At 59.1% G+C, this 25,234-nt stretch carries 23 protein-coding genes and 1 pseudogene; 16 read left to right on the forward strand and 8 right to left on the reverse strand.

The genetic code is table 11. The features are described 5' to 3' along the window. Positions 1 to 35 precede the first annotated feature (35 nt). The 5 genes from odhB to brnQ all read left to right on the forward strand — a co-directional run bounded on the left by odhB (position 36) and on the right by brnQ (position 6,744). On the forward strand, positions 36 to 1,259 hold the full coding sequence (odhB, locus tag KDX39_RS13575; RefSeq protein ID WP_099227215.1) for a 2-oxoglutarate dehydrogenase complex dihydrolipoyllysine-residue succinyltransferase: 1,224 nt from the start codon (positions 36 to 38) through the stop codon (positions 1,257 to 1,259). Between the two features lie 163 nt (positions 1,260 to 1,422). Then, on the forward strand, positions 1,423 to 2,859 hold the full coding sequence (lpdA, locus tag KDX39_RS13580) for a dihydrolipoyl dehydrogenase (RefSeq protein WP_099227216.1): 1,437 nt from the start codon (positions 1,423 to 1,425) through the stop codon (positions 2,857 to 2,859). 206 nt (positions 2,860 to 3,065) lie between these two features. Continuing rightward, positions 3,066 to 4,232: an ADP-forming succinate--CoA ligase subunit beta gene (sucC, locus tag KDX39_RS13585; protein ID WP_004882574.1), complete on the forward strand. Its 1,167-nt coding sequence runs from the start codon at positions 3,066 to 3,068 to the stop codon at positions 4,230 to 4,232. After that, complete coding sequence (sucD, locus tag KDX39_RS13590; protein WP_004882573.1) at positions 4,232 to 5,113, forward strand: succinate--CoA ligase subunit alpha; 882 nt, start codon at positions 4,232 to 4,234, stop codon at positions 5,111 to 5,113. Before sucC ends, sucD begins: the two co-directional genes overlap by 1 nt. A gap of 317 nt (positions 5,114 to 5,430) precedes the next feature. Then, positions 5,431 to 6,744 (forward strand): branched-chain amino acid transport system II carrier protein, encoded by a 1,314-nt coding sequence (gene brnQ, locus KDX39_RS13595; protein ID WP_231660703.1) that lies wholly within the window; start codon positions 5,431 to 5,433, stop codon positions 6,742 to 6,744. An 81-nt stretch (positions 6,745 to 6,825) separates the two neighbouring features. On the opposite strand, the gene KDX39_RS13600 is transcribed toward brnQ, so the two are convergent. Continuing rightward, complete coding sequence (locus KDX39_RS13600; protein WP_004882571.1) at positions 6,826 to 7,098, reverse strand: hypothetical protein; 273 nt, start codon at positions 7,096 to 7,098, stop codon at positions 6,826 to 6,828. 334 nt (positions 7,099 to 7,432) lie between these two features. Here KDX39_RS13600 and htpG point away from each other — a divergent pair, with 334 nt between their 5' ends. Further along, a complete protein-coding gene (htpG, locus tag KDX39_RS13605; protein ID WP_231660704.1) occupies positions 7,433 to 9,340 on the forward strand; it encodes a molecular chaperone HtpG in 1,908 nt (635 codons plus the stop codon). Between the two features lie 91 nt (positions 9,341 to 9,431). After that, on the forward strand, positions 9,432 to 10,166 hold the full coding sequence (locus tag KDX39_RS13610) for a dienelactone hydrolase family protein (protein WP_231660705.1): 735 nt from the start codon (positions 9,432 to 9,434) through the stop codon (positions 10,164 to 10,166). Positions 10,167 to 10,183: 17 nt separating this feature from the next. On the opposite strand, the gene KDX39_RS13615 is transcribed toward KDX39_RS13610, so the two are convergent. The 4 genes from KDX39_RS13615 to KDX39_RS13630 all read right to left on the reverse strand — a co-directional run bounded on the left by KDX39_RS13615 (position 10,184) and on the right by KDX39_RS13630 (position 15,128). Continuing rightward, positions 10,184 to 11,035, reverse strand: coding sequence for a pirin family protein (locus tag KDX39_RS13615; protein WP_231660706.1), 852 nt, complete (start codon positions 11,033 to 11,035; stop codon positions 10,184 to 10,186). Between the two features lie 203 nt (positions 11,036 to 11,238). Next, on the reverse strand, positions 11,239 to 12,456 hold the full coding sequence (fabB, locus tag KDX39_RS13620; protein WP_099227220.1) for a beta-ketoacyl-ACP synthase I: 1,218 nt from the start codon (positions 12,454 to 12,456) through the stop codon (positions 11,239 to 11,241). Between the two features lie 10 nt (positions 12,457 to 12,466). Beyond that, positions 12,467 to 12,982, reverse strand: coding sequence for a 3-hydroxyacyl-[acyl-carrier-protein] dehydratase FabA (gene fabA, locus KDX39_RS13625; protein WP_024686114.1), 516 nt, complete (start codon positions 12,980 to 12,982; stop codon positions 12,467 to 12,469). 220 nt (positions 12,983 to 13,202) lie between these two features. After that, complete coding sequence (locus KDX39_RS13630) at positions 13,203 to 15,128, reverse strand: response regulator (RefSeq protein ID WP_231660707.1); 1,926 nt, start codon at positions 15,126 to 15,128, stop codon at positions 13,203 to 13,205. Between the two features lie 284 nt (positions 15,129 to 15,412). On the opposite strand from KDX39_RS13630, the gene KDX39_RS13635 reads away from it, so the two are divergent. The 9 genes from KDX39_RS13635 to KDX39_RS13675 all read left to right on the forward strand — a co-directional run bounded on the left by KDX39_RS13635 (position 15,413) and on the right by KDX39_RS13675 (position 22,164). Next, positions 15,413 to 16,438 carry an NAD(P)H-dependent glycerol-3-phosphate dehydrogenase gene (locus KDX39_RS13635; protein ID WP_231660708.1) on the forward strand — a complete coding sequence of 342 codons (1,026 nt, stop codon included), beginning with the start codon at positions 15,413 to 15,415 and terminating at the stop codon, positions 16,436 to 16,438. A gap of 25 nt (positions 16,439 to 16,463) precedes the next feature. Continuing rightward, positions 16,464 to 16,808 (forward strand): DUF4389 domain-containing protein, encoded by a 345-nt coding sequence (locus KDX39_RS13640; RefSeq protein ID WP_257108230.1) that lies wholly within the window; start codon positions 16,464 to 16,466, stop codon positions 16,806 to 16,808. Continuing rightward, a complete protein-coding gene (gene sixA, locus KDX39_RS13645) occupies positions 16,805 to 17,260 on the forward strand; it encodes a phosphohistidine phosphatase SixA (RefSeq protein ID WP_231660709.1) in 456 nt (151 codons plus the stop codon). Before KDX39_RS13640 ends, sixA begins: the two co-directional genes overlap by 4 nt. Positions 17,261 to 17,327: 67 nt before the next feature. Next, positions 17,328 to 17,771 (forward strand): hotdog fold thioesterase, encoded by a 444-nt coding sequence (locus KDX39_RS13650; RefSeq protein ID WP_004882561.1) that lies wholly within the window; start codon positions 17,328 to 17,330, stop codon positions 17,769 to 17,771. Between the two features lie 120 nt (positions 17,772 to 17,891). Continuing rightward, positions 17,892 to 18,248 (forward strand): hypothetical protein, encoded by a 357-nt coding sequence (locus KDX39_RS13655; protein WP_231660710.1) that lies wholly within the window; start codon positions 17,892 to 17,894, stop codon positions 18,246 to 18,248. A gap of 135 nt (positions 18,249 to 18,383) precedes the next feature. Beyond that, entirely contained in the window at positions 18,384 to 19,205 is an 822-nt protein-coding gene (locus tag KDX39_RS13660; protein ID WP_231660711.1) for an alpha/beta fold hydrolase, read from the forward strand. After that, a complete protein-coding gene (locus tag KDX39_RS13665; protein ID WP_231660712.1) occupies positions 19,202 to 20,056 on the forward strand; it encodes an alpha/beta hydrolase in 855 nt (284 codons plus the stop codon). Before KDX39_RS13660 ends, KDX39_RS13665 begins: the two co-directional genes overlap by 4 nt. Positions 20,057 to 20,183: 127 nt before the next feature. Continuing rightward, positions 20,184 to 21,014: a DUF4892 domain-containing protein gene (locus KDX39_RS13670; protein WP_442964539.1), complete on the forward strand. Its 831-nt coding sequence runs from the start codon at positions 20,184 to 20,186 to the stop codon at positions 21,012 to 21,014. A gap of 91 nt (positions 21,015 to 21,105) precedes the next feature. Next, entirely contained in the window at positions 21,106 to 22,164 is a 1,059-nt protein-coding gene (locus tag KDX39_RS13675) for an AI-2E family transporter (protein ID WP_231660714.1), read from the forward strand. 689 nt (positions 22,165 to 22,853) lie between these two features. On the opposite strand, the pseudogene KDX39_RS13680 reads toward KDX39_RS13675, so the two are convergent. The 3 genes and pseudogenes from KDX39_RS13680 to KDX39_RS13690 form a co-directional block, all read right to left on the reverse strand. Continuing rightward, positions 22,854 to 22,961 (reverse strand): annotated as a pseudogene (locus tag KDX39_RS13680) (EF-hand domain-containing protein); the annotation flags it as partial. A gap of 165 nt (positions 22,962 to 23,126) precedes the next feature. Next, positions 23,127 to 24,182 carry a sensor histidine kinase gene (locus KDX39_RS13685; protein WP_231660715.1) on the reverse strand — a complete coding sequence of 352 codons (1,056 nt, stop codon included), beginning with the start codon at positions 24,180 to 24,182 and terminating at the stop codon, positions 23,127 to 23,129. After that, complete coding sequence (locus tag KDX39_RS13690) at positions 24,179 to 24,928, reverse strand: response regulator (protein WP_231660716.1); 750 nt, start codon at positions 24,926 to 24,928, stop codon at positions 24,179 to 24,181. Before KDX39_RS13690 ends, KDX39_RS13685 begins: the two co-directional genes overlap by 4 nt. Positions 24,929 to 25,234 lie beyond the last annotated feature (306 nt).

Here is a 25,234-nt window from a genome sequence, read left to right on the forward strand (position 1 = left end):
CGAGCATTAGAAACCGAATTAAGGAATTACAGATAATGGCTATCGAGATCAAAGCCCCCTCTTTCCCGGAATCCGTTGCCGACGGCACTATTTCCAAGTGGCACAAGCAACCGGGCGAAGCGGTAAAACGTGACGAGCTGCTGGTCGACATCGAGACTGACAAGGTTGTCCTCGAAGTTCTGGCCGAAGCTGACGGCGTGCTGGCATCGATCGTTAAAGGCGAGGGCGACACTGTCCTGTCCAATGAACTGATTGCGACCCTGGACGCCGGTGCAACTGCATCCGCTGCTCCTGCTCCTGCTGCCGCCGCTGCTCCTGCCGCATCGGCGCCTGCCGCATCTGCCGCTGACGATGAAGATCCGATTGCTGCGCCAGCCGCCCGCAAGCTGGCTGAAGAAAACGGTATCAACCTGGCCAGCGTCAAAGGCACCGGTAAAGATGGCCGTATCACCAAGGAAGACCTGGTTGCCGCCATCGAAGCGAAGAAATCCGCTCCAGCCGCTGCTCCAGCTGCCAAGCCTGCTGCCGTTGCTGCGCCTGTCGTTGCCGCTGGCGACCGCACCGAGAAGCGCGTACCGATGACCCGTGTGCGTGCAACCGTGGCCAAGCGTCTGGTTGAAGCCCAGTCGAACATGGCCATGCTGACCACGTTCAACGAAGTGGACATGACTGAAGTCATGGCGCTGCGTTCGAAGTACAAGGACCTGTTCGAGAAGTCCCACAACGGCGTACGTCTGGGCTTCATGTCGTTCTTCGTCAAGGCCGCTACCGAAGCACTGAAGCGCTTCCCGGCTGTCAACGCGTCGATCGACGGTTCCGACATCGTCTACCATGGCTACGCTGACGTAGGTGTTGCGGTTTCCAGCGACCGTGGTCTGGTTGTACCGGTTCTGCGTAACGCCGAGCACATGAGCCTGGCTGAAATCGAAGGCGGCATCGCCACCTTCGGCAAGAAGGCGCGTGACGGCAAGCTGTCCATCGACGAGATGACTGGCGGCACCTTCACCATCACCAACGGCGGTACCTTCGGTTCGATGATGTCGACACCGATCGTCAACCCGCCGCAGGCAGCCATCCTGGGCATGCACAACATTCTGCAGCGTCCCATGGCAGTCAATGGTCAGGTCGTGATCCGCCCGATGATGTATCTGGCGCTGTCGTACGATCACCGTTTGATCGACGGTAAAGAAGCTGTAACCTTCCTCGTTACCATCAAGAACCTGCTGGAAGATCCAGCGCGTCTTCTGCTGGATATCTGATGAAGCAGCCAAGGGGTGCACGTGTCGGCCTGAGTGATCGGGTTGGTGTGCAGCCCGAGGCTGATGTGTTGCACTTATGAATTGGTCGCAAGCCAGCGACGCCGCAAGGCAGAGCGGCTTGCAGCTTGCAGCTTGAAGCTCGCAGCTAAAAAGGAATCTTTTTATGTCCCAGAAATTCGACGTGGTAGTGATTGGCGCAGGCCCTGGCGGTTATGTTGCCGCCATCAAGGCTGCGCAACTTGGTCTCAAGACTGCCTGCATCGAGAAATATCAGGACAAGGAGGGCAAACTGGCCCTCGGCGGTACCTGCCTGAACGTTGGTTGCATCCCGTCCAAGGCACTGCTGGACAGCTCCTGGAAATTCTACGAAGCCAAGAACGGCTTTGCAGTCCACGGTATTTCGACTTCCGAAGTGTCCATGGATGTGCCGGCCATGATCGGTCGCAAGTCGACTATCGTCAAAGGCCTGACCGGCGGCGTTGCCAGCCTGTTCAAAGCCAACGGCGTCACCACTCTGCAAGGCCACGGCAAGCTGCTGGCCGGCAAGAAGGTCGAGCTGACCGGTGCTGACGGTACGGTCGAAATCATCGAAGCGGATCACGTGATCCTGGCTTCCGGTTCGCGTCCGATCGACATTCCACCGGCTCCGGTCGACCAGAAAGTCATCGTCGACTCCACCGGCGCGCTGGAATTCCAGCAAGTGCCAAAACGCCTGGGCGTGATTGGCGCTGGCGTGATCGGCCTGGAACTGGGTTCCGTCTGGGCTCGCCTTGGTGCTCAGGTGACCGTTCTGGAAGCGCTGGAAAAATTCATTCCGGCAGCTGACGAGGCGGTTTCCAAGGAAGCGCTGAAGACCTTCACCAAACAGGGTCTGGACATCAAGCTTGGCGCTCGCGTGACCGGCTCGAAAGTCAACGGCGAGGAAGTTGAAGTCACTTACACCGACGCTTCCGGCGAACAGAAGATCGTTTTCGACCGCTTGATCGTTGCCGTAGGCCGTCGTCCCGTGACGACTGATCTGCTGGCCGCCGACAGCGGCGTCGACATCGACGAGCGCGGCTTCATTTTCGTTGATGATCACTGCACCACCAGCGTTCCGGGCGTTTATGCGATCGGCGACGTGGTTCGTGGTCTGATGCTGGCGCACAAGGCGTCGGAAGAGGGCATCATGGTCGTCGAGCGCATCAAGGGCCACAAGGCCCAGATGAACTACGATCTGGTTCCTTCGGTCATCTACACCCACCCGGAAATCGCATGGGTCGGCAAGACCGAGCAGACCCTGAAGGCTGAAGGCGTTGAAGTCAACGTCGGCTCTTTCCCGTTCGCAGCCAGTGGCCGCGCCATGGCCGCCAACGATACCGGTGGCTTCGTCAAGATCATCGCCGATGCCAAGACCGACCGCGTTCTGGGTGTCCACGTGATTGGCCCCAGCGCTGCCGAACTGGTGCAGCAGGGTGCTATCGCAATGGAGTTCGGCAGCAGCGCCGAGGATCTCGGCATGATGGTCTTCTCGCACCCGACCCTGTCCGAAGCGCTGCACGAAGCGGCCCTGGCAGTGAATGGCGGTGCCATCCACATCCAGAACCGCAAGAAACGCTGAGACAACAAGAAACCACGATGCAGTGCCCGTCGTGAATCCTGCCAGCAGGAATCACCGCGGAATCTGCATCGGACTCGACCTCTCAGGCGGCTTCAGGATGGCCCGACGGCTGTTCAGGAGTCCACCCGGAGTAGCGGTCACAGGTGGTGCGGCACGCTGACGTGCAGCACCGAATGCGCAGTACCTAAACGAAGACGGTAATAAGCATGAATCTTCACGAGTATCAGGGTAAGCAGCTGTTCGCTGAATACGGCCTGCCAGTATCCAAAGGCTACGCAGTTGACACCCCCGAAGCAGCAGCAGAAGCCTGCGACAAGATCGGCGGAACCGAGTGGGTCGTCAAAGCCCAGGTTCACGCAGGTGGTCGCGGTAAAGCGGGCGGCGTAAAGCTGGTCCGCAGCAAGGAAGACGCTGCAGCGTTCGCACAGCAGTGGCTGGGCAAGCGTCTGGTGACTTACCAGACTGACGCCAATGGTCAGCCAGTGACCAAGATCCTGGTCGAGTCGTGCACGGATATCGCCAAAGAGCTGTACCTGGGCGCTGTTGTTGACCGTTCCAGCCGTCGTATCGTGTTCATGGCTTCCACCGAAGGTGGCGTGGACATCGAGAAGATCGCTCACGACACTCCTGAAAAGATTCTCAAGGCCACGATTGATCCACTGGTTGGCGCTCAGCCATTCCAGGGTCGCGATCTGGCATTCCAGCTGGGTCTGGAAGGCAAGCAGGTCACTCAGTTCGCCAAGATCTTCACCGGTCTGGCCAAGCTGTTCCAGGACCACGACCTGGCCCTGCTGGAAGTAAACCCGCTGGTGATCAAGGCTGACGGCGATCTGCATTGCCTGGACGCCAAGATCAACATCGACGCCAACGCCATGTACCGTCAGCCAAAACTGAAGGCGTTCCACGATCCATCGCAGGATGATCCGCGCGAAGCTCACGCTGCCAAGTTCGAACTGAACTACGTGGCGCTGGAAGGCAACATCGGCTGCATGGTCAACGGTGCCGGTCTGGCCATGGGTACCATGGACATCGTCAACCTGCATGGCGGCAAGCCTGCAAACTTCCTTGATGTTGGCGGCGGCGCTACCAAGGAACGCGTTACCGAAGCGTTCAAGATCATCCTGTCCGACACCAACGTCGCTGCAGTACTGGTCAACATCTTCGGCGGCATCGTTCGTTGCGACATGATTGCCGAAGGCATCATCGGTGCAGTGAAAGAAGTCGGCGTGAAAATCCCGGTTGTTGTTCGTCTGGAAGGCAACAACGCTGAACTGGGCGCTAAAGTACTGGCAGAAAGCGGTTTGAACATCATCGCGGCTACCAGCCTGACCGACGCTGCTCAACAAGTCGTCAAAGCTGCGGAGGGCAAATAATGAGCGTCCTGATCAATAAAGACACCAAGGTTATCTGCCAGGGCTTCACTGGTTCGCAAGGTACCTTCCACTCCGAACAAGCCATTGCCTACGGCACCAAAATGGTTGGCGGCGTGACACCAGGCAAGGGTGGCACTACTCACCTGAACCTGCCGGTGTTCAACACTGTTGCAGAAGCTGTCGCCACCACCGGTGCCGATGCTTCGGTTATCTACGTTCCGGCTCCTTTCTGCAAGGATTCGATCCTGGAAGCTGCATTCGCCGGCATCAAGCTGATCGTCTGCATCACCGAAGGCATCCCGACCATCGACATGCTGGAAGCCAAGGTCAAGTGCGACGAGCTGGGTGTGGTCCTGATCGGCCCTAACTGCCCAGGCGTCATCACTCCGGGCGAGTGCAAGATCGGCATCATGCCAGGTCATATTCACTTGCCAGGCAAGGTCGGCATCGTGTCGCGTTCCGGCACCCTGACCTACGAAGCTGTGAAGCAGACCACTGACGCCGGTTTCGGTCAGTCCACCTGCGTCGGCATCGGTGGTGACCCGATCCCGGGCTCCAACTTCATCGACATCCTGAAACTTTTCCAGGAAGACCCGAAGACCGAAGCGATCGTCATGATCGGTGAGATCGGCGGTTCGGCTGAAGAAGAAGCGGCTGCCTACATCAAGGCACACGTGACCAAGCCGGTTGTTTCCTACATCGCAGGTGTGACTGCTCCTCCGGGCAAGCGCATGGGCCATGCGGGCGCAATCATCTCCGGCGGTAAAGGTACTGCAGACGAGAAATTCGCTGCGCTGCAGGACGCGGGCGTCAAAACCGTTCGTTCCCTGGCAGACATCGGCAAGGCCCTGGCCGAGCTGACCGGTTGGCCGGTGAAGTAAGCCTCGCTTACTTTCTCGAGCAATCAGCAAAGGCCACCTTCGGGTGGCCTTTGTGCGTTCTGGTCGTTGATAAAGCGTCACAGGGCAGGTCGGTATTCGCTGTCATGCAGGGGCGCGCTGATAAAGGGCGTATATCGGATGGTTGCCCTGTGATAGTGCATTTGTTGCCTGAGTTCGCTACCCTGTGCCCCGTTTTTGCGTCGCCCTCACAAGGGGCACGTCGCAAGGTACTGCCACGTCTTACGCTGACGGGCTGCGTTCACCTCATTCATGGGTGACGTCATTTCCCTTATCTCGATTTTGTGTGGTCCTTCGCAATGAAAGTGTTGAAAGGCCAGGACATCCTGGCACTTGGTTTTATGACGTTCGCCCTGTTCGTCGGGGCAGGCAATATTATCTTCCCGCCTATCGTGGGTCTGCAGGCCGGTTCCCATGTATGGATCGCCGCGCTGGGCTTTCTGGTGACAGCCGTGGGTCTGCCGGTAGTGACGGTGATTGCCCTGGCCAGGGTTGGCGGCGCGATGGATGCGCTGAGCAGCCCGATCGGCAAGGTTGCGGGCGGTATTCTGGCAGCGGTGTGCTATCTCGCCGTCGGCCCCTTGTTCGCCACACCTCGCACGGCCACGGTTTCTTTCGAGGTCGGGCTTGCACCTCTGACCGGTGACAGCCCGATGGCGCTGGCCCTGTATAGCCTGGTGTATTTCCTGGTGGTGTTCTGGGTGTCGTTGTATCCGGGTCGCCTGCTGGACACGGTAGGGCGCTTTCTCGCGCCATTGAAGATCCTCGCGCTTGCGATTCTGGGTATCGCCGCCTTTGCTCTGCCAGCAGGCGACATCGGGACCGCGGAGCCTGCTTATACGGCGGCGCCGTTCTCGCAGGGCTTCATCAATGGCTACCTGACCATGGACACGCTGGGGGCTCTGGTCTTCGGTATCGTCATCGTCAACGCCATTCGCTCGCGGGGTGTCGAATCGCCACGGCTGATCACACGTTATGCGATCATCGCCGGACTGATTGCCGGTGCAGGGCTGGCGCTGGTGTACATCAGTCTGTTCCGGCTGGGCTCCGGCAGCCATGCAGTGGCAGCGGGCGCTACCAATGGCGCAGTGGTGTTGCATGCCTACGTGCAACATACATTCGGTTCGCTGGGCAGCAGCTTTCTGGCAGTGCTGATTTCCCTGGCGTGTCTGGTGACGGCGGTAGGTCTGACCTGCGCCTGTGCCGAGTATTTCGCCAAGGTCTTGCCGCTGTCCTACAGGACGCTGGTGGTGATGCTGGCGGTCTTCTCGCTGCTGGTGTCGAATCTTGGCCTGACCAAACTGATCATGTTCTCTATTCCGGTACTGACCGCTATTTATCCGCCCTGCATCGTTCTGGTCGCGTTGAGCTTCTGCAAGGACTTCTGGCAGCGTCAGGGGCGGGTAGTGGCTCCGGTCATGCTGGTGTCGCTGATCTTCGGGCTGATCGATGCGATAAAAGGTGCCGGGTTTACCGAATACCTGCCGAACGTCCTGGCTAACTTGCCGTTGAGTGAGCAGGGCCTGGCATGGTTGATACCATCGGTTATAACGCTGGCGGGTGCCATTATTATCGACAGAATAAAAGGCAAGCGCAGCGAAGCATTGGCATGAGGCTGGTCATATAACTAAACGCGCAATAATAAAGCCCGCCTAAGCGGGCTTTATTATGTGTAGTTCTGCAAGCCGATATCTTTACTTGGTTGCAGGTGCAGCTTCAGTCGCCGGGGCCGGAGCCTGGTTGGCGTTCTCGGTCGCGCGCTGTTGAGCGGCTTCAGCGTTTTTCTGAGCGGCTTCCTGGCTTTCCTTGGCAGCGTCGTTCACTTTTTCCTGAGCCTTCTCCATCGACTCCTGGGACTGTTGGGCAGCTTTATTGGCATCTTGCTGGGTGTTCTCGGATTTTTTGTCGCAAGCGGCAAGACCCAGAGTGGCAGAAAGCATCAAGGCATAGGCTAAAGATTTACGCATGGGGTATTTCTCCTTATTGAGTATCCACGTGCCTAAGAGCACGCCCTTGTAAATTAAGTTCCAGGCGACTCGGTAGATTATTTAATCCCACTGTTTTATTCACGTTGCGCCGAGCTGAAACAGCTCGCAGACAGCAGTCGATGCTATTACTCATAGGCGGTGCCGATCCGGGGCGGCGAAGAAGTTCACGGCCCGGCCGACAACCGGAATGCACGGATTGATTCCTTCGCTCTTGAAATCCCTCGCCCAGCCCCCACTTTGATGACTACCCGCTGCCACACAGGTTCACGCCTCACGTGGCGGCTTATGCCATCCAGATCGGAGTTTGATGACCATGAGTGTGGAAACTCAAAAGGAAACCCTGGGCTTCCAGACCGAGGTAAAGCAACTGCTTCACCTCATGATCCATTCGCTGTATTCCAACAAGGAAATCTTCCTTCGCGAATTGATTTCGAACGCGTCTGACGCGGTCGACAAATTGCGTTTCGAGGCGCTGTCCAAGCCTGAGCTGCTGGAAGGCGGCGCTGAGCTGAAGATTCGCGTGAGCTTCGACAAGGACGCGAAGACCGTTACGCTTGAAGACAACGGCATTGGTATGAGCCGTGACGATGTGATCACCCATCTGGGGACCATCGCCAAATCCGGTACAGCTGACTTCATGAAAAACCTTTCGGGCGACCAGAAGAAGGACTCGCACCTGATCGGTCAGTTCGGCGTCGGTTTCTACTCGGCGTTCATTGTCGCCAGTCAGGTTGAGGTGTTCAGTCGCCGCGCGGGCCTGCCTGCCAGCGAAGGTGTGCACTGGTCGTCCAAGGGTGAAGGCGAGTTCGAAGTCGCGACCCTGGACAAGGCCGAGCGCGGAACACGCATCGTTCTGCACCTTAAGGACGGCGAAGACGAGTTTGCTGATGGCTACCGTCTGCGCAACATCATCAAGAAGTACTCCGACCACATCGCTCTGCCTATCGAGCTGCCGAAAGAGCAGGCTCCGGCGGCAGAAGGTGAAGAGGCGCCGACGCTCGAGTGGGAAACTGTCAACCGCGCCAGCGCGCTGTGGACCCGTTCCCGTTCCGACGTGAAGGACGAGGAGTACCAGGAGTTCTACAAGCACGTCGCTCATGACTATGAGAACCCGCTGAGCTGGAGCCACAACAAGGTCGAAGGCAAGCTGGAGTACACCTCGCTGCTGTATGTGCCGGCCCGTGCACCGTTCGACCTGTATCAGCGCGAAGCGCCGCGTGGCCTGAAACTGTATGTGCAGCGCGTGTTTGTCATGGATCAGGCCGAGTCGTTCCTGCCGTTGTACATGCGCTTCATCAAGGGCGTGGTCGACTCCAATGACCTGTCGTTGAACGTGTCCCGCGAGATTCTGCAGAAAGACCCGATCATCGACTCCATGAAGTCGGCGCTGACCAAGCGCGTCCTCGACATGCTGGAAAAACTGGCGAAGAACGAGCCCGAGCAGTACAAGGGCTTCTGGAAGAATTTCGGTCAGGTCCTCAAGGAAGGCCCGGCAGAAGACTTCGCCAACAAGGAGAAGATCGCCGGCCTGCTGCGCTTCGCCTCCACCTCCGACGAGAGTGGCGAGCAGAGCGTTTCTCTGGCCGAGTACCTGGGTCGCGCCAAGGAAGGTCAGGACAAGATCTACTACCTGACCGGCGAGTCCTACGCTCAGGTCAAGAACAGCCCGCACCTGGAAGTCTTCCGCAAGAAAGGCATTGAAGTGTTGCTGCTGACCGACCGTATCGACGAGTGGCTGATGAGCTACCTGAGCGATTTCGATGGCAAGGGTTTCGTCGATGTGGCACGTGGTGATCTGGATCTGGGCAAGCTTGACTCTGAAGAGGACAAGAAGGCTCAGGAGGAGATTGCCAAGGACAAGGAAGGCTTGATCGAACGTATCAAGACCGCCTTGGGCGAGTCTGTCAGCGAAGTGCGTGTGTCGCATCGTCTGACCGATTCACCTGCGATTCTGGCCATCGGCGAGCAGGACATGGGCTTGCAGATGCGTCAGATTCTGGAAGCCAGTGGTCAGAAGGTTCCGGATTCGAAGCCGATCTTCGAATTCAACCCGGGGCACCCTCTGATCGAAAAACTGGACACCGAGCAGAGCGAAGAGCGCTTTGGCGACCTGTCGCACATCCTGTTCGACCAGGCTGCACTGGCTGCCGGTGACAGCCTCAAGGATCCGGCCGCTTACGTGCGCCGTCTGAACAAGCTGTTGGTAGAACTGTCGGTTTGATGACCGAATGACAGAAAACCCGCTTCGGCGGGTTTTTTGTTTGTGCTTTCGCACGGTATTTTTTCGAAACTCAAATGATCAGGAGTCAGCGATGAGCAGCAAGATTACTGTCCGTTCCGTGGTGCATCAAATTGATGGCCTGCCCTATGAAAGTCGTCTCGTGTACGACGCCAGCGCCACTTCGTCACGTCCGGGTCTGCTGATGGCGCCCAACTGGATGGGTGTCAGCGAAGACGCCGAAGACATCGCCAAAGCCGTGGCTGAGCAGGGCTATGTAGTGCTGCTGGCCGACCTTTATGGTCAGAAAATTCGCCCGTCCAATGGTGATGAAGCAGGCGCAGCGATGATGCCGCTGAAGGACGACCGTGCATTGCTGCGCAAGCGCATGCAGGCCGGTCTTGAGCTGCTGCTGAGTCAGGCGGGTGTGTCGCTGGACGCCAAACGTATCGCGACGTTCGGCTTCTGCTTCGGCGGCTGCTGTTCGCTGGAGCTGGCACGCAGCGGCGCAGACCTCAAGGCAGCCATTTCCTTCCATGGCACGCTGGACACGCCAAACCCTGCCGATGCCGGCAACATCAAGGGGGCTGTTCTGGTCCTGAACGGCGCATCTGATCCGATGGTGCCCAAAGATCAGCAGTTGGCGTTCGAAGACGAAATGAATGCGGCGAATGTGGACTGGCAGTTGCACAACTACGGTGGTGCCTTCCATTCGTTCACCGATCCGCACGCCAATGTTCCGGGCAAGATGATGTACGACGCCAAGGTCGCCGCGCGCGCCTTCAAGTCAATGCACGATCTATTGAACGAAGTGTTCAACGAGAAATAAGGGCATCAAGGGCCGGATCAAGGCAGCTCGATCCGGCCCGTTTCTCCCGGAACGGTCGGCCAGTCGCCCTCTGCCCATCGACGGCGTGCGCTTTCGATCAGTGCGGGATTGCTGGCAACGAAATTCCAGTTCATGCGACGCGGCCCGTCCAGTGCTGCGCCGCCTATCAGTACGGCATGGCATTCGCTTTCCGCGCACAGATTGACAGTGGTTCCCGGCTCCAGCACGACCAGCGTGCAGGGCAAGACCGGCGAGCCGTCCAGTGCAGCTTCACCCTCTAAAACGTACAGCGCGCGCTCCTGATGTTCCGGCTCGATCGCCAGGGTTGTGGCGGTCTGCAGGCGTAATTCGGCGTACAGCGTGCCTGAGAGCACCGGTACGGGTGATTGCAGTCCAAAGCCGCTACCGGCCAGCATCCGTATGAAAATGCCCATATTGTCGCGTTGCGGCAGACTGTGTGCTGGGTGATAGCTGTAATGACCTGGACCTTGTTCGTGGTCGCGAGGCGACGCGAGCCAGATCTGCAGGCCATGCAGGCGCGAGCCGCTCACCCGCAAGGGGGCCGGTGTGCGTTCGATATGGGCAATGGCCGCGCCTGACGTCATCCAGCTCACATCTCCTGCCTTGACGCACTGGTCGCTGCCCAGGCTGTCCTTGTGCTGCAGTTCGCCTTCCAGCAGATACGTCAGCGTCGACAGGCCGATATGCGGATGCTGGCGGATATCCATGCCGGTGCCTGGCGGGTAATCCGTCGCCAGCATGTGGTCGAAAAATACGAATGGCCCGATGCTGCGGCAGCGTGCGGAGGGCAGGGGACGCAGAATCGGCTGGCCTTCCACCGTTTCGGCGCGTGGTGTGAGGGTGAGCATGGTTCGGGTCTCGATGGTCGGTCAGGGAGTGTCTGGAATCATAACGCGGGCAGGGCGAGGGGGAGAATGTCATGCTCGGCATGAGCGATTTCCTGCGGCAAGCCGCCCCGACAAGCGTTTTCATCGAGCCTGCTACGTACCGCAGTCCGAAAACGGAAAAGGCGCCTCGAAAGGCGCCTTTTCTGTCTTGCACGGGTTCTTGCTTACGCCTGGTAGCGCTGCAGAACCAGCGTGGCGTTGGTGCCGCCGAAGCCGAAGCTGTTGCTCATGACGCGATCGAGCTTTGCGTTTTCCCGTGTTTCCAGCAGGATTGGCATGTCAGCGACTTTCGGGTCCAGCTCGTCGATGTTGGCGGAGCCGGCGATGAACTTGTTTTCCATCATCAGCAGGCAGTAGATCGCTTCGTGAACGCCAGCGGCGCCCAGCGAGTGACCCGACAGGCTCTTGGTGGAACTGATCGCCGGGGCTTTGTCGCCGAAGACTGCACGTACTCCGTTCATCTCCATTTCATCGCCGACCGGGGTCGAGGTGCCATGGGTGTTCAGGTAGTCGATCGGACCTTCAACGGTCGACAGCGCCATCTGCATGCAGCGGATGGCGCCTTCGCCACTTGGCGCGACCATGTCGTAGCCATCGGACGTCGCGCCGTAGCCGACGATTTCCGCGTAGATCTTGGCACCACGGGCCAGAGCGTGTTCCAGCTCCTCGACCACGACCATGCCGCCGCCGCCGGCGATGACGAAACCGTCACGCTTGGCATCATAGGCACGGGAAGCCTTTTCAGGGGTTTCGTTGTATTGGGTGGACAGCGCGCCCATGGCATCGAACAGGAACGACTGGCTCCAGTGCTCCTCTTCACCGCCGCCGGCGAACACGATGTCCTGCTTGCCCAGCTGGATCTGCTCGACAGCATTGCCGATGCAGTGGGCGCTGGTGGCGCATGCGGACGAGATGGAGTAGTTCACGCCCTTGATCTTGAACGGTGTGGCCAGGCACGCGGAAACGGTGCTACCCATGGTCCGCGTAACGCGGTAAGGGCCGACGCGCTTGACGCCTTTTTCACGCAGGATATCCAGCGCTTCCATCTGATTCAGCGTCGACGCGCCGCCGCTGCCAGCGATCAGGCCGGTGCGCACGTTGGATACCTGCTCGTCGGTCAGGCCGGAGTCAGCGATGGCGTCTTTCATGGCCAGGTAGGCATAGGCTGCCGCGTGGCCGACGAAGCGGAAAATCTTGCGATCGATCAGTTCTTCGAGGTTGAGGTCGATGGAGCCGGCAACCTGGCTACGCAGACCCATTTCGGCATATTCCGGCTGGAATTTGATGCCAGGGCGGTTGGCACGCAGGTTAGCGGTGACGGTGTCTTTGTCATTGCCCAAGCAGGAAACAATACCCAGACCAGTGATAACGACGCGGCGCATGCGATTACCCTTAGAAATTTTCAGTGGAAGTGAACAGGCCGACACGAAGACCTTCGGCGCTGTAGATTTCGCGACCATCAACGCTCACGGTACCGTCGGCGATTGCCAGGACCAGTTTGCCGCGCATGGTGCGTTTGATATGGATGTTATAGGTGACTTTTTTGGCGGTCGGGAGGACCTGGCCGAAAAACTTCACTTCACCCGAACCCAGGGCGCGCCCGCGGCCGGGGTTGCCTTGCCAGCCCAGATAGAAACCGACCAGTTGCCACATGGCGTCAAGGCCCAGGCAGCCCGGCATTACAGGGTCGCCTTCGAAGTGACAGGCAAAGAACCACAGGTCAGGATTGATATCGAGTTCGGCGACCAACTCACCCTTGCCGAACTTGCCGCCTTCTTCGCTGATGTGCGTAATGCGGTCAACCATCAGCATATTGGGGGCGGGCAGTTGCGCATTACCTGGGCCGAACAGCTCGCCACGACTGCAGCGCAGCAGGTCTTCCCGGGTAAAGGCGTGTTGTTTGGTCATGCGAGCTCCTCAATGATCTTGTGCGGCAGGTTGGGACGCCACTGGCCCAAACGCCAGTCCTGGCGGACTAATTTGCCAGGACTATGTCCGGCAGCCTACTCATAGACTGTTGCGTTGTGGTGAAAGTCACAGGACAGGAGAAATCAAAGTACACCTGTGCACTGAATTTTGTCATTCGACCGCCGTTAAGGGTCGATCAGAAGGTCAAGACTGCCGCAATTTAACATTTATCGCCAGTCGCAGGTGTCCGAAAGAATAGCCAGCGCCGCAAAACCTGCTGTAAATCAGCGTGTTTGAATGGTTTTGCGAGGTAGTCGTCCATGCCCGCCTGTAAACAGGCGTCACGATCACCCTGCAGTGCATTGGCCGTCAAAGCGATAATCGGCAATTGTTCAAGACCTTCCAGCTGCCTGATCCGACGCGTGGCTTCATAGCCGTCCATGACAGGCAGTCGGCAGTCCATCAGAATCAGACCGTATTCTCCTGCACTGGCCATGGTCACGGCCTGGGCACCATCGATGGCGATGTCCACCCGGCATCCCAGATTGTGCAGCATCGCCTGGACCACGGTACGATTCACCGGATTGTCTTCGACCAGCAAAACACTGCGTTCCTTGCCCGAGGCGTTCAGGGCCGACAGTGGCTGGCGCTTATCGACGGGCAGTTGCCGTGAGATCGACAGCGGGATCTGCAGGGTGAACAGTGAGCCCTGGCCTTCTTCGCTCTGTGCGTGCAGGGTGCCGCCCATGCGCTCGGCCAACGTGCGCGCGATCGGCAGCCCAAGGCCGGTTCCGCCGTAGCGTCTGGAAATGGAGCTGTCGGCCTGCTGGAAGGCGTCGAACATGGATTCCAGCATGTCGGCATGAATGCCGATCCCGCTGTCCTGAACGGTACAGGTAAACAGCAATCGGTCGTCATCGATCAGGCTCCAGTCAGCATTGATGCAGACGCTGCCCTCTTCGGTGAACTTCAGCGCGTTGCCGATCAGGTTGACCAGAATCTGCCGGATGCGCGTCGGGTCGCCAATGACCGTCAGCGATTCCAGACCGGGCTGAACGTGCAGATTCAGTTGCAGGTTGCGCTGCTGTGCGTTGTGATTGAAGGCTTGGGTCGAGGCGTTGACCAGTTCGGCCAGATTGAACGCTATGCCTTCCATCTGCAGCGCGTCGCGTTCGATGCGCGAGAAATCGAGAATGTCGTTGATGACCCGCAACAGATGCTCGGTGGACTCGGTTGCGAGCGCAGCATATTCGCTCTGCTCGTCGGTCATGCGGGTCGTTTCCAACAGTTGCAGCATGCCCAGCACACCGTTCATGGGTGTGCGCAATTCGTGGCTCATCATCGCCAGAAAGTCGGATTTGGCACGGTTGGCCTGTTCCGCTTCCTCACGGGTCTGGATCAGCTGTGCCATGGAACGCTGCTGCTCCAGACTGGCCTTGTCCAGATTCGCTGCCAGGTTATTGATGTGCCGCGCCAGCGCGCCAAGTTCGGCATCGTCGCTGACCGGCAGCGGCGTTCGGTAATCGCCTTGCTGAATGGCCTTCAGAGCTTCACCCATGCGGCTGATCGGGCGCGACAGGCTGAGCGCAAGACGTCTGGCCAGCAGAAAGGTGAATAACAGCGCGCACAGCGCCAGGATGCCGGCCTTGAGCAGGATTTCCTGCTGGCGTCGGTTGAAGGCCTCGCTGGACATGCCGACCAATACCCGGCCCAGATAATGTCTGGCGCCTGTCGTCGGTGTTTGCGCGTCTGTGGCAGGAGCCTTTTGCACCACCAGATGCTGGGCACGCACCGGTGCCTGGAAAATTTCCATCTGACGGGTCTGGTGCTCGTTTTCCCGTGGTTGATCGATGTAGACCAGAACGGTGTTGGAGCTGTCCTGAATTTCTACATAGCGAACGCTGGGCATGGACAGCGTGGCGCGCATCAGGCCCTTGAGGCTTTCAGTGTCGCCGACCAGCAGCCCGGGTTCGGCTGCAGGAGCCAACTGATTGGCGATCAACTGGCCAGTGTGATTGAGCTCCTGGCGCAGATCCTGAATGCGCACGAACGTGAAGAAACCAATCAGCAGGACGGTCAGAAGCAGCGCCGGGCCGAGGCTGATCATTTGCGTGCGGGTATTGATGTCCCAGTGACGAAACGTCATCGCCAGCCCCGGTTGGCAGGGGCCTGTCCCTGAAAATCGATTGATGCATCCATGCCGGTGCGCTCGCTGGTTTGTATCAGTGCATCAATGGCATCGGTCTGGCTGCGCAAGAGACGATGTTCACGATAATGCATGCAGTGTGCGCGCATTTTAACCGAGATGGTGGCAGTTTCCAGACACCTTATTATTTGCTGCCAGGCTCTGGCGCGTTTGACGCTGGCCGATGACGCAACGCTCCGTATAATGCCGACATCGCCAATCAATGGCCCAGGATGGATTGATTTATGACCACGCAGCAGCCTGTAGCGGTTCTTGGTGGCGGCAGCTTTGGCACAGCCATCGCAAATCTTCTGGCCGAAAACGGTCATCAGGTTCGCCAGTGGATGCGTGATCCCGAGCAGGCTGAGGCCATTCGCGTCAACCGTGAAAACCCGCGCTACCTCAAGGGCATCAAGGTTCGGCCGGAAGTGGAGCCTGTGATCGATCTGGCCGCAACGCTTGAAGGCAGCGAGCTGATTTTCGTCGCGTTGCCCTCCAGTGCCCTGCGCAGTGTGCTTTCACCTCACGTCGAATGCCTGAGCGGCAAGATGCTGGTGAGCCTGACCAAGGGTATCGAAGCGCAGACCTTCAAGCTGATGAGCCAGATTCTCGAAGAGATCGTGCCGCAGGCGCGCATCGGTGTGTTGTCCGGACCAAATCTGGCACGGGAAATCGCCGAGCATGCGTTGACCGCCACTGTCGTCGCCAGCGAAGACGAGGCGCTGTGTCAGCAGGTGCAGGCTGTTCTGCATGGCCGTACATTCCGAGTGTATGCCAGCGCTGACCGGTTCGGTGTCGAACTGGGCGGGGCGCTGAAGAACGTGTACGCGATCATCGCCGGCATGGCCGTGGCACTGGATATGGGGGAAAACACCAAAAGCATGCTGATCACGCGTGCCCTGGCTGAGATGACCCGCTTTGCGGTGGCTCAGGGTGCCAATCCAATGACCTTTCTGGGGCTGGCTGGAGTCGGCGACCTGATCGTCACCTGTTCGTCGCCGAAGAGCCGCAATTATCAGGTCGGGTTCGCGCTGGGCCAGGGGCTGACGCTGGACGAGGCTGTCACGCGTCTGGGCGAGGTGGCAGAAGGGGTGAACACCCTCAAGGTGCTCAAGGTCAAAGCCCAGGAAGTTCAGGTCTATATGCCGTTGGTCGCGGGCCTGCATGCCATCCTTTTCGAAGGTCGTACGCTCAATCAGGTGATCGAGGCGCTGATGCGCGCCGAGCCCAAGACGGACGTCGACTTCATTTCAATCACGGGCTTCAATTGAAACCACCTCAGCCGGGAGAAGGATCTTGAACGAGTCGAATACCCAGAAGAACGAGTCCATCGCGCTGCGCATCCTCTGGATGCTGCTGTTCATCATCGTCTGGCAGGTCGCGGAAGTGGTGTTGGCAGGCGTGGTGCTGGTGCAGTTGGGCTATCGCCTGATCTACGGCGCACCCAGCGGCAGCCTGATGAATTTTGGCGACAGCCTCAGCCAGTTCCTGGCCCAGATTGGCCGTTTCGGCACCTTTCATACGGATCAGAAACCCTGGCCGTTCGCCGATTGGCCGACGCCTCGCGTCCCTGAGGGCGAAGCTGCGCATTGTGTTGCGCCAGCACCGCATCCCGTGCGTGACGAGGAGCCTAAGCTATGAAGGTCTGGGTGCTGCGCCACGGCGAAGCCCAGTCCAGGGCGCGCAGCGATGCCGAGCGAGAACTGACCGCTCACGGTCGTGAAGAAGTGCTAAAGAGCGCCGTCCACCTGACCGACAAGCCACTGCAGAAAATACTTGCCAGCCCTTATGTACGCGCGCAGCAGACGGCCGGACTGGTGCACAGGTCGCTCGGCTTCGATGACGCGATCGTGACCGTGTCCTGGCTGACACCGGACAGCGATCCGCGAGAGGTTCTGGATCATCTGGCGACACTCGCGGTCGATGAAGTTCTGCTGGTCAGCCACCAGCCTTTGGTCGGCGCTCTTATCGGGCTGCTGGTCCACGGCAGTTATCAGCATGCCGAGCCGATGAGCACGGCCAGCCTTGCCGAGCTCGAAGGCGAGCATATGCTCGCGGGCGGCATGAACCTCAACAGCATTCGTCACGTTTGAGCGGACCCGCAAGTTGGCCGCTCGCCGTGTGAAAACCAGCGTCACCCCACCATAAAAAGGACTGAACATGAGTGTATGGCGTGTCACCCCTGATATCGATGCCCTGATGAAGGCGCAGAAGAACACCATCGGCGAAGTGCTGGATATCCGCTTCGAAGCCTTCACGGACGACTCCCTGACCGCCAGCATGGTGGTCGATCAGCGTACCCATCAGCCTTTCGGCCTGCTGCACGGAGGGGCGTCGGTCGTGCTCGCCGAGTCACTGGGTTCGATGGCCAGCTATCTGGTTGTGGATCCGGGCAAATTTTTCTGCGTAGGGCTCGAAGTCAACGCCAACCATCTGCGTGGCGTGCGTTCCGGACGAGTCACAGGCGTGGTGAAGCCGGTGCACCTCGGTCGCACTACCCATGTCTGGGACATTCGAATCACGACTGACGAAGGCAAGCTGAGCTGTATCTCGCGACTGACCGTCGCGGTGGTGCCGCATGGCCAGGAGCCGCCTGCTCGCTGAGTGGGGACTTGGCTATTAAAGCAGCACGTATTGTTCCAGTTTGGGCGTTGTAAGGCTTTGATGTTGTGTCCTAGTGTCGGTGCGTGCCCTAAAGAGGGCATTCACCCAGGAGGATCATTGATGACTGACAAACAGAGCTCCACTGAACCCGCTGCCCCCAAACTGCCCGAGATGAACTTGGAAAAGCGACTTCGGGACATCTACTCGGACAAGACGCTGACCACCGCCGAGTTCATGGCGTTGCGCGATGATGCCGACAGGCTTTTCACGCAACTGATCGAGCAACTGCCTGGCATTGGCTATATCGGGCTTTTCCAGCAGATGGCAGATGTGACAGTACAGGCCATGCAACTGGGGATGCTCGACGTTAAAAGAGCCAAGCCCACCGCCGATGTGAAGGCGTTGCTCAAGCAGTCCTATGCGTTTCAGGTGGCGTACATAAAGGCGTCGCTTGATCGATTCACCCAGACGTTGTGACGTATGACTGACCCCGGCCATGGCATTGTCGCTACGCGATGGCCGGAGTGACACCTTCGATGGCAGTTCCAATCGTTGTCGTGGCCCAGGCCGGTGCGCACAATCGTCACTCGTCCAGCCTTTGAGTGTATCGGCATGCCTCAGCCCGTATTCTTCGCTCACGCCAACGGCTTTCCCTCGGCCACCTACGGCAAGCTGTTCGCTGCGCTGACGCCGGAGTACGCGGTTGCGCATCTGGAACAGCATGCCCATGATCCGCGTTTTCCTGTCGACGACAACTGGCTGAATCTGGTCGATGAACTGATCCATCATTTGCGTGACCAGGACGGTCCTGTGTGGGGGGTTGGGCATTCGCTGGGCGGGTTGTTGCACTTGCATGCGGCCCTGCGTTGCCCTGAGCTTTATCGTGGGGTGGTGATGCTCGATTCGCCGGTGCTGGGGCTGGCTGATCAGTTATTCATCCGCGCAGCCAAGCGCCTGGGGTTCATTGACCGGATTACGCCTGCGGGTCGAACACTGGGGCGTCGCGAGGCGTTCGCCGACCTGGAATCGGCCCGGGCCTATTTTTCCGGCAAGACGCTGTTTCGCCGGTTCGATCCGGAATGCCTGGACGCTTATCTGCAGCACGGGCTGCAGCAGGATGGCGAACAGTTGCGCCTGCGCTTCGATCCGGCCACCGAGATCAGCATTTATCGCAGCATTCCGCACACCAGCCCGCTTCCGTCGCGGCACCTCAAGGTGCCGCTGGCAATGGTGCGTGGCAAGCACAGCCGTGTGATCATGCCGCACCATGGCTATCTGGCCAGGCGCATGCGTGAAGGCGAATACCTGTCGATGCCGGGAGGGCACATGTTTCCACTGGAGCGGCCGGATGAAACGGCACAGTTGCTCAAATCACTGTTCATGCGCTGGGATGAACGCAACGCACGACGTCACGCAGGGAAAACCTCTGCATGAAGTGTCCTGTCGAGGAAGTACGGCTGAGCCTTGGGCACATTGAGCTGGCGGCGCATCTGTTTGGTCCTGAAGACGGCATGCCGGTCATCGCGCTGCATGGCTGGCTCGACAACGCCAACAGCTTTGCGCGGCTTGCCCCGAAGCTTGAAGGCCTGCGCATCGTGGCGCTGGACCTTGCCGGGCATGGTCATTCCGATCACCGGCCGGCGGGTGCCAGCTATGCCCTGGCCGATTATGTGTTCGATGTTCTACAGGTCGCCGAGCAGTTGGGCTGGTCGCGTTTCGCGCTGCTGGGGCATTCGTTAGGGGCAATCATTTCGGTCATGCTGGCTGGCGCGCTGCCTGAACGGGTAGCCCGGCTTGCGTTGATCGACGGCCTGATTCCGCTGACCGGCGAGGCTGACTCTGCTGCCGAACGAATGGGCGCTGCGCTGCAGGCGCAACTGGCTTTGCCCGGCAAGAAAAAACCGGTTTATCAGGATCAGGACCGGGCCATTCAGGCGCGCATGAAGGGCGTGGTGCCGGTCAGCCGCGAGGCCGCCGAGTGGCTGGCGCAGCGCGGACTGATGCCGGTGCCGGGCGGGTACACCTGGCGCAGCGACAGCCGCCTGACGCTGCCTTCTGCGACGCGTCTGACGCACGATCAGGCGATGGCGTTCATCAATAATGTGCGCTGTCCGACGCAACTGGTCATCGCCCGGCAAGGCATGTTGGCGAAAAAACATGAGGTGATCGAGCGCCTGCCTTTCGGCATCGAAACCTTGCAGGGCGGCCACCATCTGCATCTGGATGACGAGGAGGGCGCCTGCGCTGTTGCACGCTGTTTCAATCGCTTCTTCGCTGCTTCTTGACTTGCGGTCGGCAACTGCCGACGCTGAGCAGGTTGAAACAGGAGCCAACCACGATGGACCCATCCTCCACTCTGCATGATTGCCTTGTCGGTAATGCCCCTAGCGCTTTACTTTCGTCCGCCTGCCAATGAGAGCACTCATGCGTGTATCAAGTGTTCCATTCGTTGCATTCCTTGCGACGGTCTTCAGTGCCATGGTCGGAGCTGCCGATCTGCCGGGCAGTCAGGACCTGCAGATTCTGCCGCGTCTGACTGGCTCGGAAATCGTTGACTATCGCCCACAGGCCGAGCTCGAGCGCATCTATCCGATGGGCTCGATCCGCAAGATCAGCGGCCAGTTGCGGTTCGATGGTCAGGTCAGTGCGCGAGGCAATCTGACCTCGGCCACCTATCAACTGCCTGCCGAACACGCTTCCGACGATGCCTTCACTGCCGCACGCGAAGCCTTGCAACAGCAGGGTGCCGAGCTGCTGTTCTGGTGTCAGGCCCGTGACTGTGGTGAGAGCAGCCTGTGGGCCAACGAGGTGTTCGGCAACTCCAAGCTGTATGGTGCCGATGACCGGCAGGCTTATTTGCTGTTGCGTCTTGCCGAGCCCAATACCGATACGCTGGTTGCGCTTTACAGCATCACGCGAGGCAATCGTCGCGCCTATCTGCATGTCGAGCAGTTCGAGTCAGCCGCACCCCTGGGCGATCTCCTGCCCACCTCGGCCACCTTGTTGCGTCAGCTCAAGAGCACCGGCAAGCTTGATTTGCCAAGGCTGAGCGGGGAACCGCAGGACGTCTGGGTGACGCTGATCTCGCGCGGGCTCAACCTCGACAGTACCTTGCGAGCCACCGTTTCCGGGGCCAACGCTGCTGCATGGCGCGATGCATTGATCGCCAAGGGCGTGCGTGCGGCACGGCTGGAGACCGGCAGTGCCGATAAAAAAGGTCTGTCCATTGAGGTGATTCGCTAGCGGTCTGTTTCCCGTCCATGGCGAATACGGCTGACGCCAGCCGTGTTCGTCATTATGCTCGCCACTTCCGATTCTTTTTTGCAGGCCCTTCATGTTCAACAACGATCGTCTATTGGTTCAGATCCTGCTGCTGGCCCTGTTCGGTGCTTGCTTGTGGGTGATGGCACCTTTCTGGTCAGCGCTGGTGTGGGGCGCGGTGCTGGCCTTTGCCAGCTGGCCGCTGATGCGCCTGCTGACACGCTGGTTCAAGGGGCGAGAGTCGCTTGCCGCCTTGGTCATGAGTCTGTGCTGGCTGTTGCTCGTCGCGGCCCCCTTGGTGTGGCTGGGTTTCAACCTGGCCGATCATGTGCGTGACGCGACGGCGTTCGTCAAGGATGTGCAGGTCGATGGCCTGCCTGATCCGCCCGCGTGGCTGGCGGGCATTCCGTTCGTGGGTGAACGGCTGGTGGGTTTCTGGACCACCATCGATCAGCAGGGCGCGGCGTTCATGGCCACGGTCAAACCCTATCTGGGCGAAGTCGGCAACTGGCTGCTGGCGCGCAGTGCGCAGATCGGCGGCGGCATTCTCGAGCTGACCCTGAGCATTGTCTTTGCGTTTTTCTTCTACCGCGACGGACCGCGTCTGGCAGCCTTCGTGCTCAGCCTGCTGGAGCGTCTGATCGGTGATCGTGCGCAGTATTATCTGGATCTGGTCGCCGGTACGGTGCAGCGGGTGGTCAACGGCGTGATCGGCACTGCCGCAGCCCAGGCGGTTCTGGCGCTGATCGGCTTCCTCATCGCGGGCATTCCCGGCGCGCTGGTGCTGGGTATTCTGACCTTCCTGTTCAGCCTGATCCCGATGGGCCCGCCCCTGGTGTGGCTGCCCGCCACCGCCTGGCTGGTGTGGCAGGGCGAATATGGCATGGCCGTGTTCCTCGGCATCTGGGGCATGTTCATCATCAGTGGCGTGGACAACGTGCTCAAGCCATACCTGATCAGCCGCGGCGGCAATTTGCCGTTGGTGATCGTATTGCTGGGGGTGTTTGGCGGGCTGCTGGCGTTCGGGTTCATTGGTCTGTTCATCGGGCCGACATTGCTGGCGGTGGCTTACAGCCTGTTGACGGATTGGGTGGGGCAGCGCAGGTCAGGATCTGACGTCGGGCCAAGATAAGATGATGCGGATGCACTTGAATCTTTTCTTCGCGAGGCCTACGGGTAGGTTTCAGGCCAACCAAACTTAATAGTTGGTTGGCCTGGTTGTATTAATAGATCGTTTGATAAGGCCTTGCAGTTAGTCTCCCGCCCTCATTGCTAATGCTCCTAACTACATCGTCAGGTACGATTATTGATGTTTGGCGATATTCCGCCACATTCCCAGAGAGATAGTTGTTAGGGTCCGACTGGACTGTTCTGCCTGTCGAACAGTTCGCTATGACGTTGCATACTTTCTCTGCAATCCACTGGACCTGGATTGCAGAGCAAGTTTGTCCTGCTGAGGAAAGCTTAAAGTTTTCCACAGAACAGGGAATGACGTCGGCGGCGTGATTTAAGCTGCTTATCGCAGCAAAAGGTACAGCGCACAGGGCTATCCATAGTTTGTTTTTCATTTCCGTATTCTCTTTTGCCGTGAAGGTCTTCTAGGCAAATCGCTCAGCGAGGTAATGCCTGTTTTCAGTATAGAAATAGTGCAGCAAGAGGCTCGATATAGGGGATGAGTGGCTACAATGTTTTAGGCTTGTCACCTCTGCTGATGTGATGGTTTGATATAAGTTGTCGCGACAGTGGAGGAGGGTATCAAAACGTCCGGTATTAGGTCTGTTCGGTTGCCGCCACCTTGTCGTAGAGGCGGCGGCTTTCTTGTCATTTCGCCGTATCGAGATACCGCCCAACCGGCTTGCTGCCTTCGGTGTTATAACGCTCACCCAGTGCGGCGATCATCTTGCTCAGGGCCTGTGCGGTCACTTGATTGGCTTGGGGCTTTTAGCTGAAAAATTCACCGCTGCCGATCCCGTTGATCATCGTGCTCACTCCCCTGAGATGACGATGACCGGCAACGGTGTGCCGGTGCATGCAGCCTCAAGGCAGCGTTTGTCGAGGAGGGTGAGGAGTGTAACGAGACCGATAAGCCGCTGTTCAATGACGAGGCAAATGCAGCACGGCCGTCAAGCCACCGCCGGGCGTCTGTTCAAGTGTCAGCTCGCCGCCGATTCGTCGTGCTGCTTCGCGTGCAATGGTCATGCCCATGCCGACGCCTCCGGAGTTTCGATTGCGCGAGCCTTCCAGTCGGTAGAACGGCTCGAATACGCTCTCATGTAGTTCGGGCGCAATGCCTGGACCGTGATCGATGACCGAGACCTTGACCCGATCAGCGCTGTCCTCGATCACAATCCGGGCGCTGCCGGCATAGCGCAGGGCGTTATCGACCAGATTCTGCAGGCACGAGCGCAGCGCCATAGGCTGGGTCTTGAGCGGTTTACACTGGCCCTCGTATTGCACATCGTCGCCGTTGTCCTGGGCGTTTTCGGCCTGTGATTCGATCAGCGCCTGTAGATCCAGTTGCTGAAGTATTTCGGTCCTGCGGTGTTCGTTGAGGTATGCCAAGGTCGCATCGAGCATGTTGATCATGTCGTTGAGGTCCTGGGTCATCTGCCCGTGCAGCCTGGGTTCCTGGATCTGTTCGACGCGCAGCTTGAGCCGCGACAGGGGCGTGCGCAGGTCGTGGGAGACGGCGGCGAGCATGCGTCCGCGTTGCTGCATTTGCTCACGCAGCTTGTGCTGCATCAGGTTGAAGGTCTGCGCGGCCTGACGTGCTTCGCGGGGGCCGGAGATTTCCAGCGGCGGGCTGTCGAGGTTTTCGCTCAGGCGTTCGGCGGCGTTGCTCAAGCGTTGTACGGGACGGCTCAACGCCTTGGCGCCGTACCAGGCGGCGATGATCAGGGTGATGAATTGAAAGATCAGCGGGACCACCGGGCCGCCCAGTAAGGGCGGCCTCGGCGGCCTGCGTCGTTCGCCCTGATTATCCGGACGGCTCTGATCATGTTGCGCAGAGGGTTCGATCATGGGCGGAGGCGGCATGGGGTGCATGCCGTAATTCATGAACCATATGAACGCCAGCAGGTGCGCAAGCAGAATGGCCAATAGCGCGCCGCCGAACAGCCGCGCAAAGAGCGTATCGAACCTGCGGATCAACCCAGGTCCCTGGCATCGAACAGATAGCCTTCGCCGCGTACGGTCTTGATCAGTTGCGGGTTCTTCGGGTCGTCAGCCAGTTTCTGGCGCAGACGCGAGACCAGCAGGTCGATGCTGCGATCAAACGCCTCGATCGAGCGCCCACGGGCGGCATCCAGCAACTGCTCGCGACTCAGTACACGATGAGGGCGTTCAAGAAAGACTCGCAGCAAACGAAACTCGGCGTTCGACAAGGGGACGACAAGGCCGTCGGGCGCGATCAACTGGCGTAGCACGCTGTTCAGGCGCCAGGTGTTGAAGCGAATCGTGCTGCGTTGATCGCTGCGTTCATCGCGAACCCGACGCAGGACGGTCTGGATGCGCGCGACCAACTCGCGGGGTTCGAACGGCTTGGCCATGTAGTCATCCGCACCCAGTTCCAGGCCGATGATCCGGTCGGTCGGTTCGCAGCGGGCGGTCAGCATCAGAATCGGGATGTCCGACGTGCTGCGCAACCAGCGGCACAGCGACAGGCCGTCTTCACCGGGCAACATCAGGTCCAGCACTACTACGTCGAAGCTTTCCTCGCTCAGGGCCTGGCGCATCTGGGCGCCGTCAGTCACGCCGCGCGCCTGGATGTTGAAGCGCGTCAGGTAATCGCACAGCAGTTCACGGATCGCCACGTCGTCATCGACGATCAGGGCGCGCACGGCCCAGCGCTGCTCGGTCGAGCTCGTTTCAAAGGTGCTGTCGGAAAGTGCCTGCATAGTACGTCTGCCGCCTGGTGATGCCGCCATCACTGGCCGCTGTGGAATATCAAGCCTCCAGGCATGCTACTTCGCCGGGAGGCGCGGCGAAAGGGTGCTGCGTTTGAATGTCCCCGGCATGTCGTGAATGTATCGGTATTGATACATCGCCTCTTGATTACGACTGAGCCTAGCAGTTCTGGCAGTATCGGCAGCAGCGATTCCCCACGTTAAATAGTGTTTGCACGGCCGCACAACTGCCACGTTGTTCGCGGCCGGACGCCTGATCGGCAACGCGCGCGTCCGTTCGGGCCATGTGTTATCACC

This window comes from Pseudomonas sp. CDFA 610 (genome assembly GCF_021147865.1).
Lineage (GTDB): Bacteria > Pseudomonadota > Gammaproteobacteria > Pseudomonadales > Pseudomonadaceae > Aquipseudomonas > Aquipseudomonas alliivorans.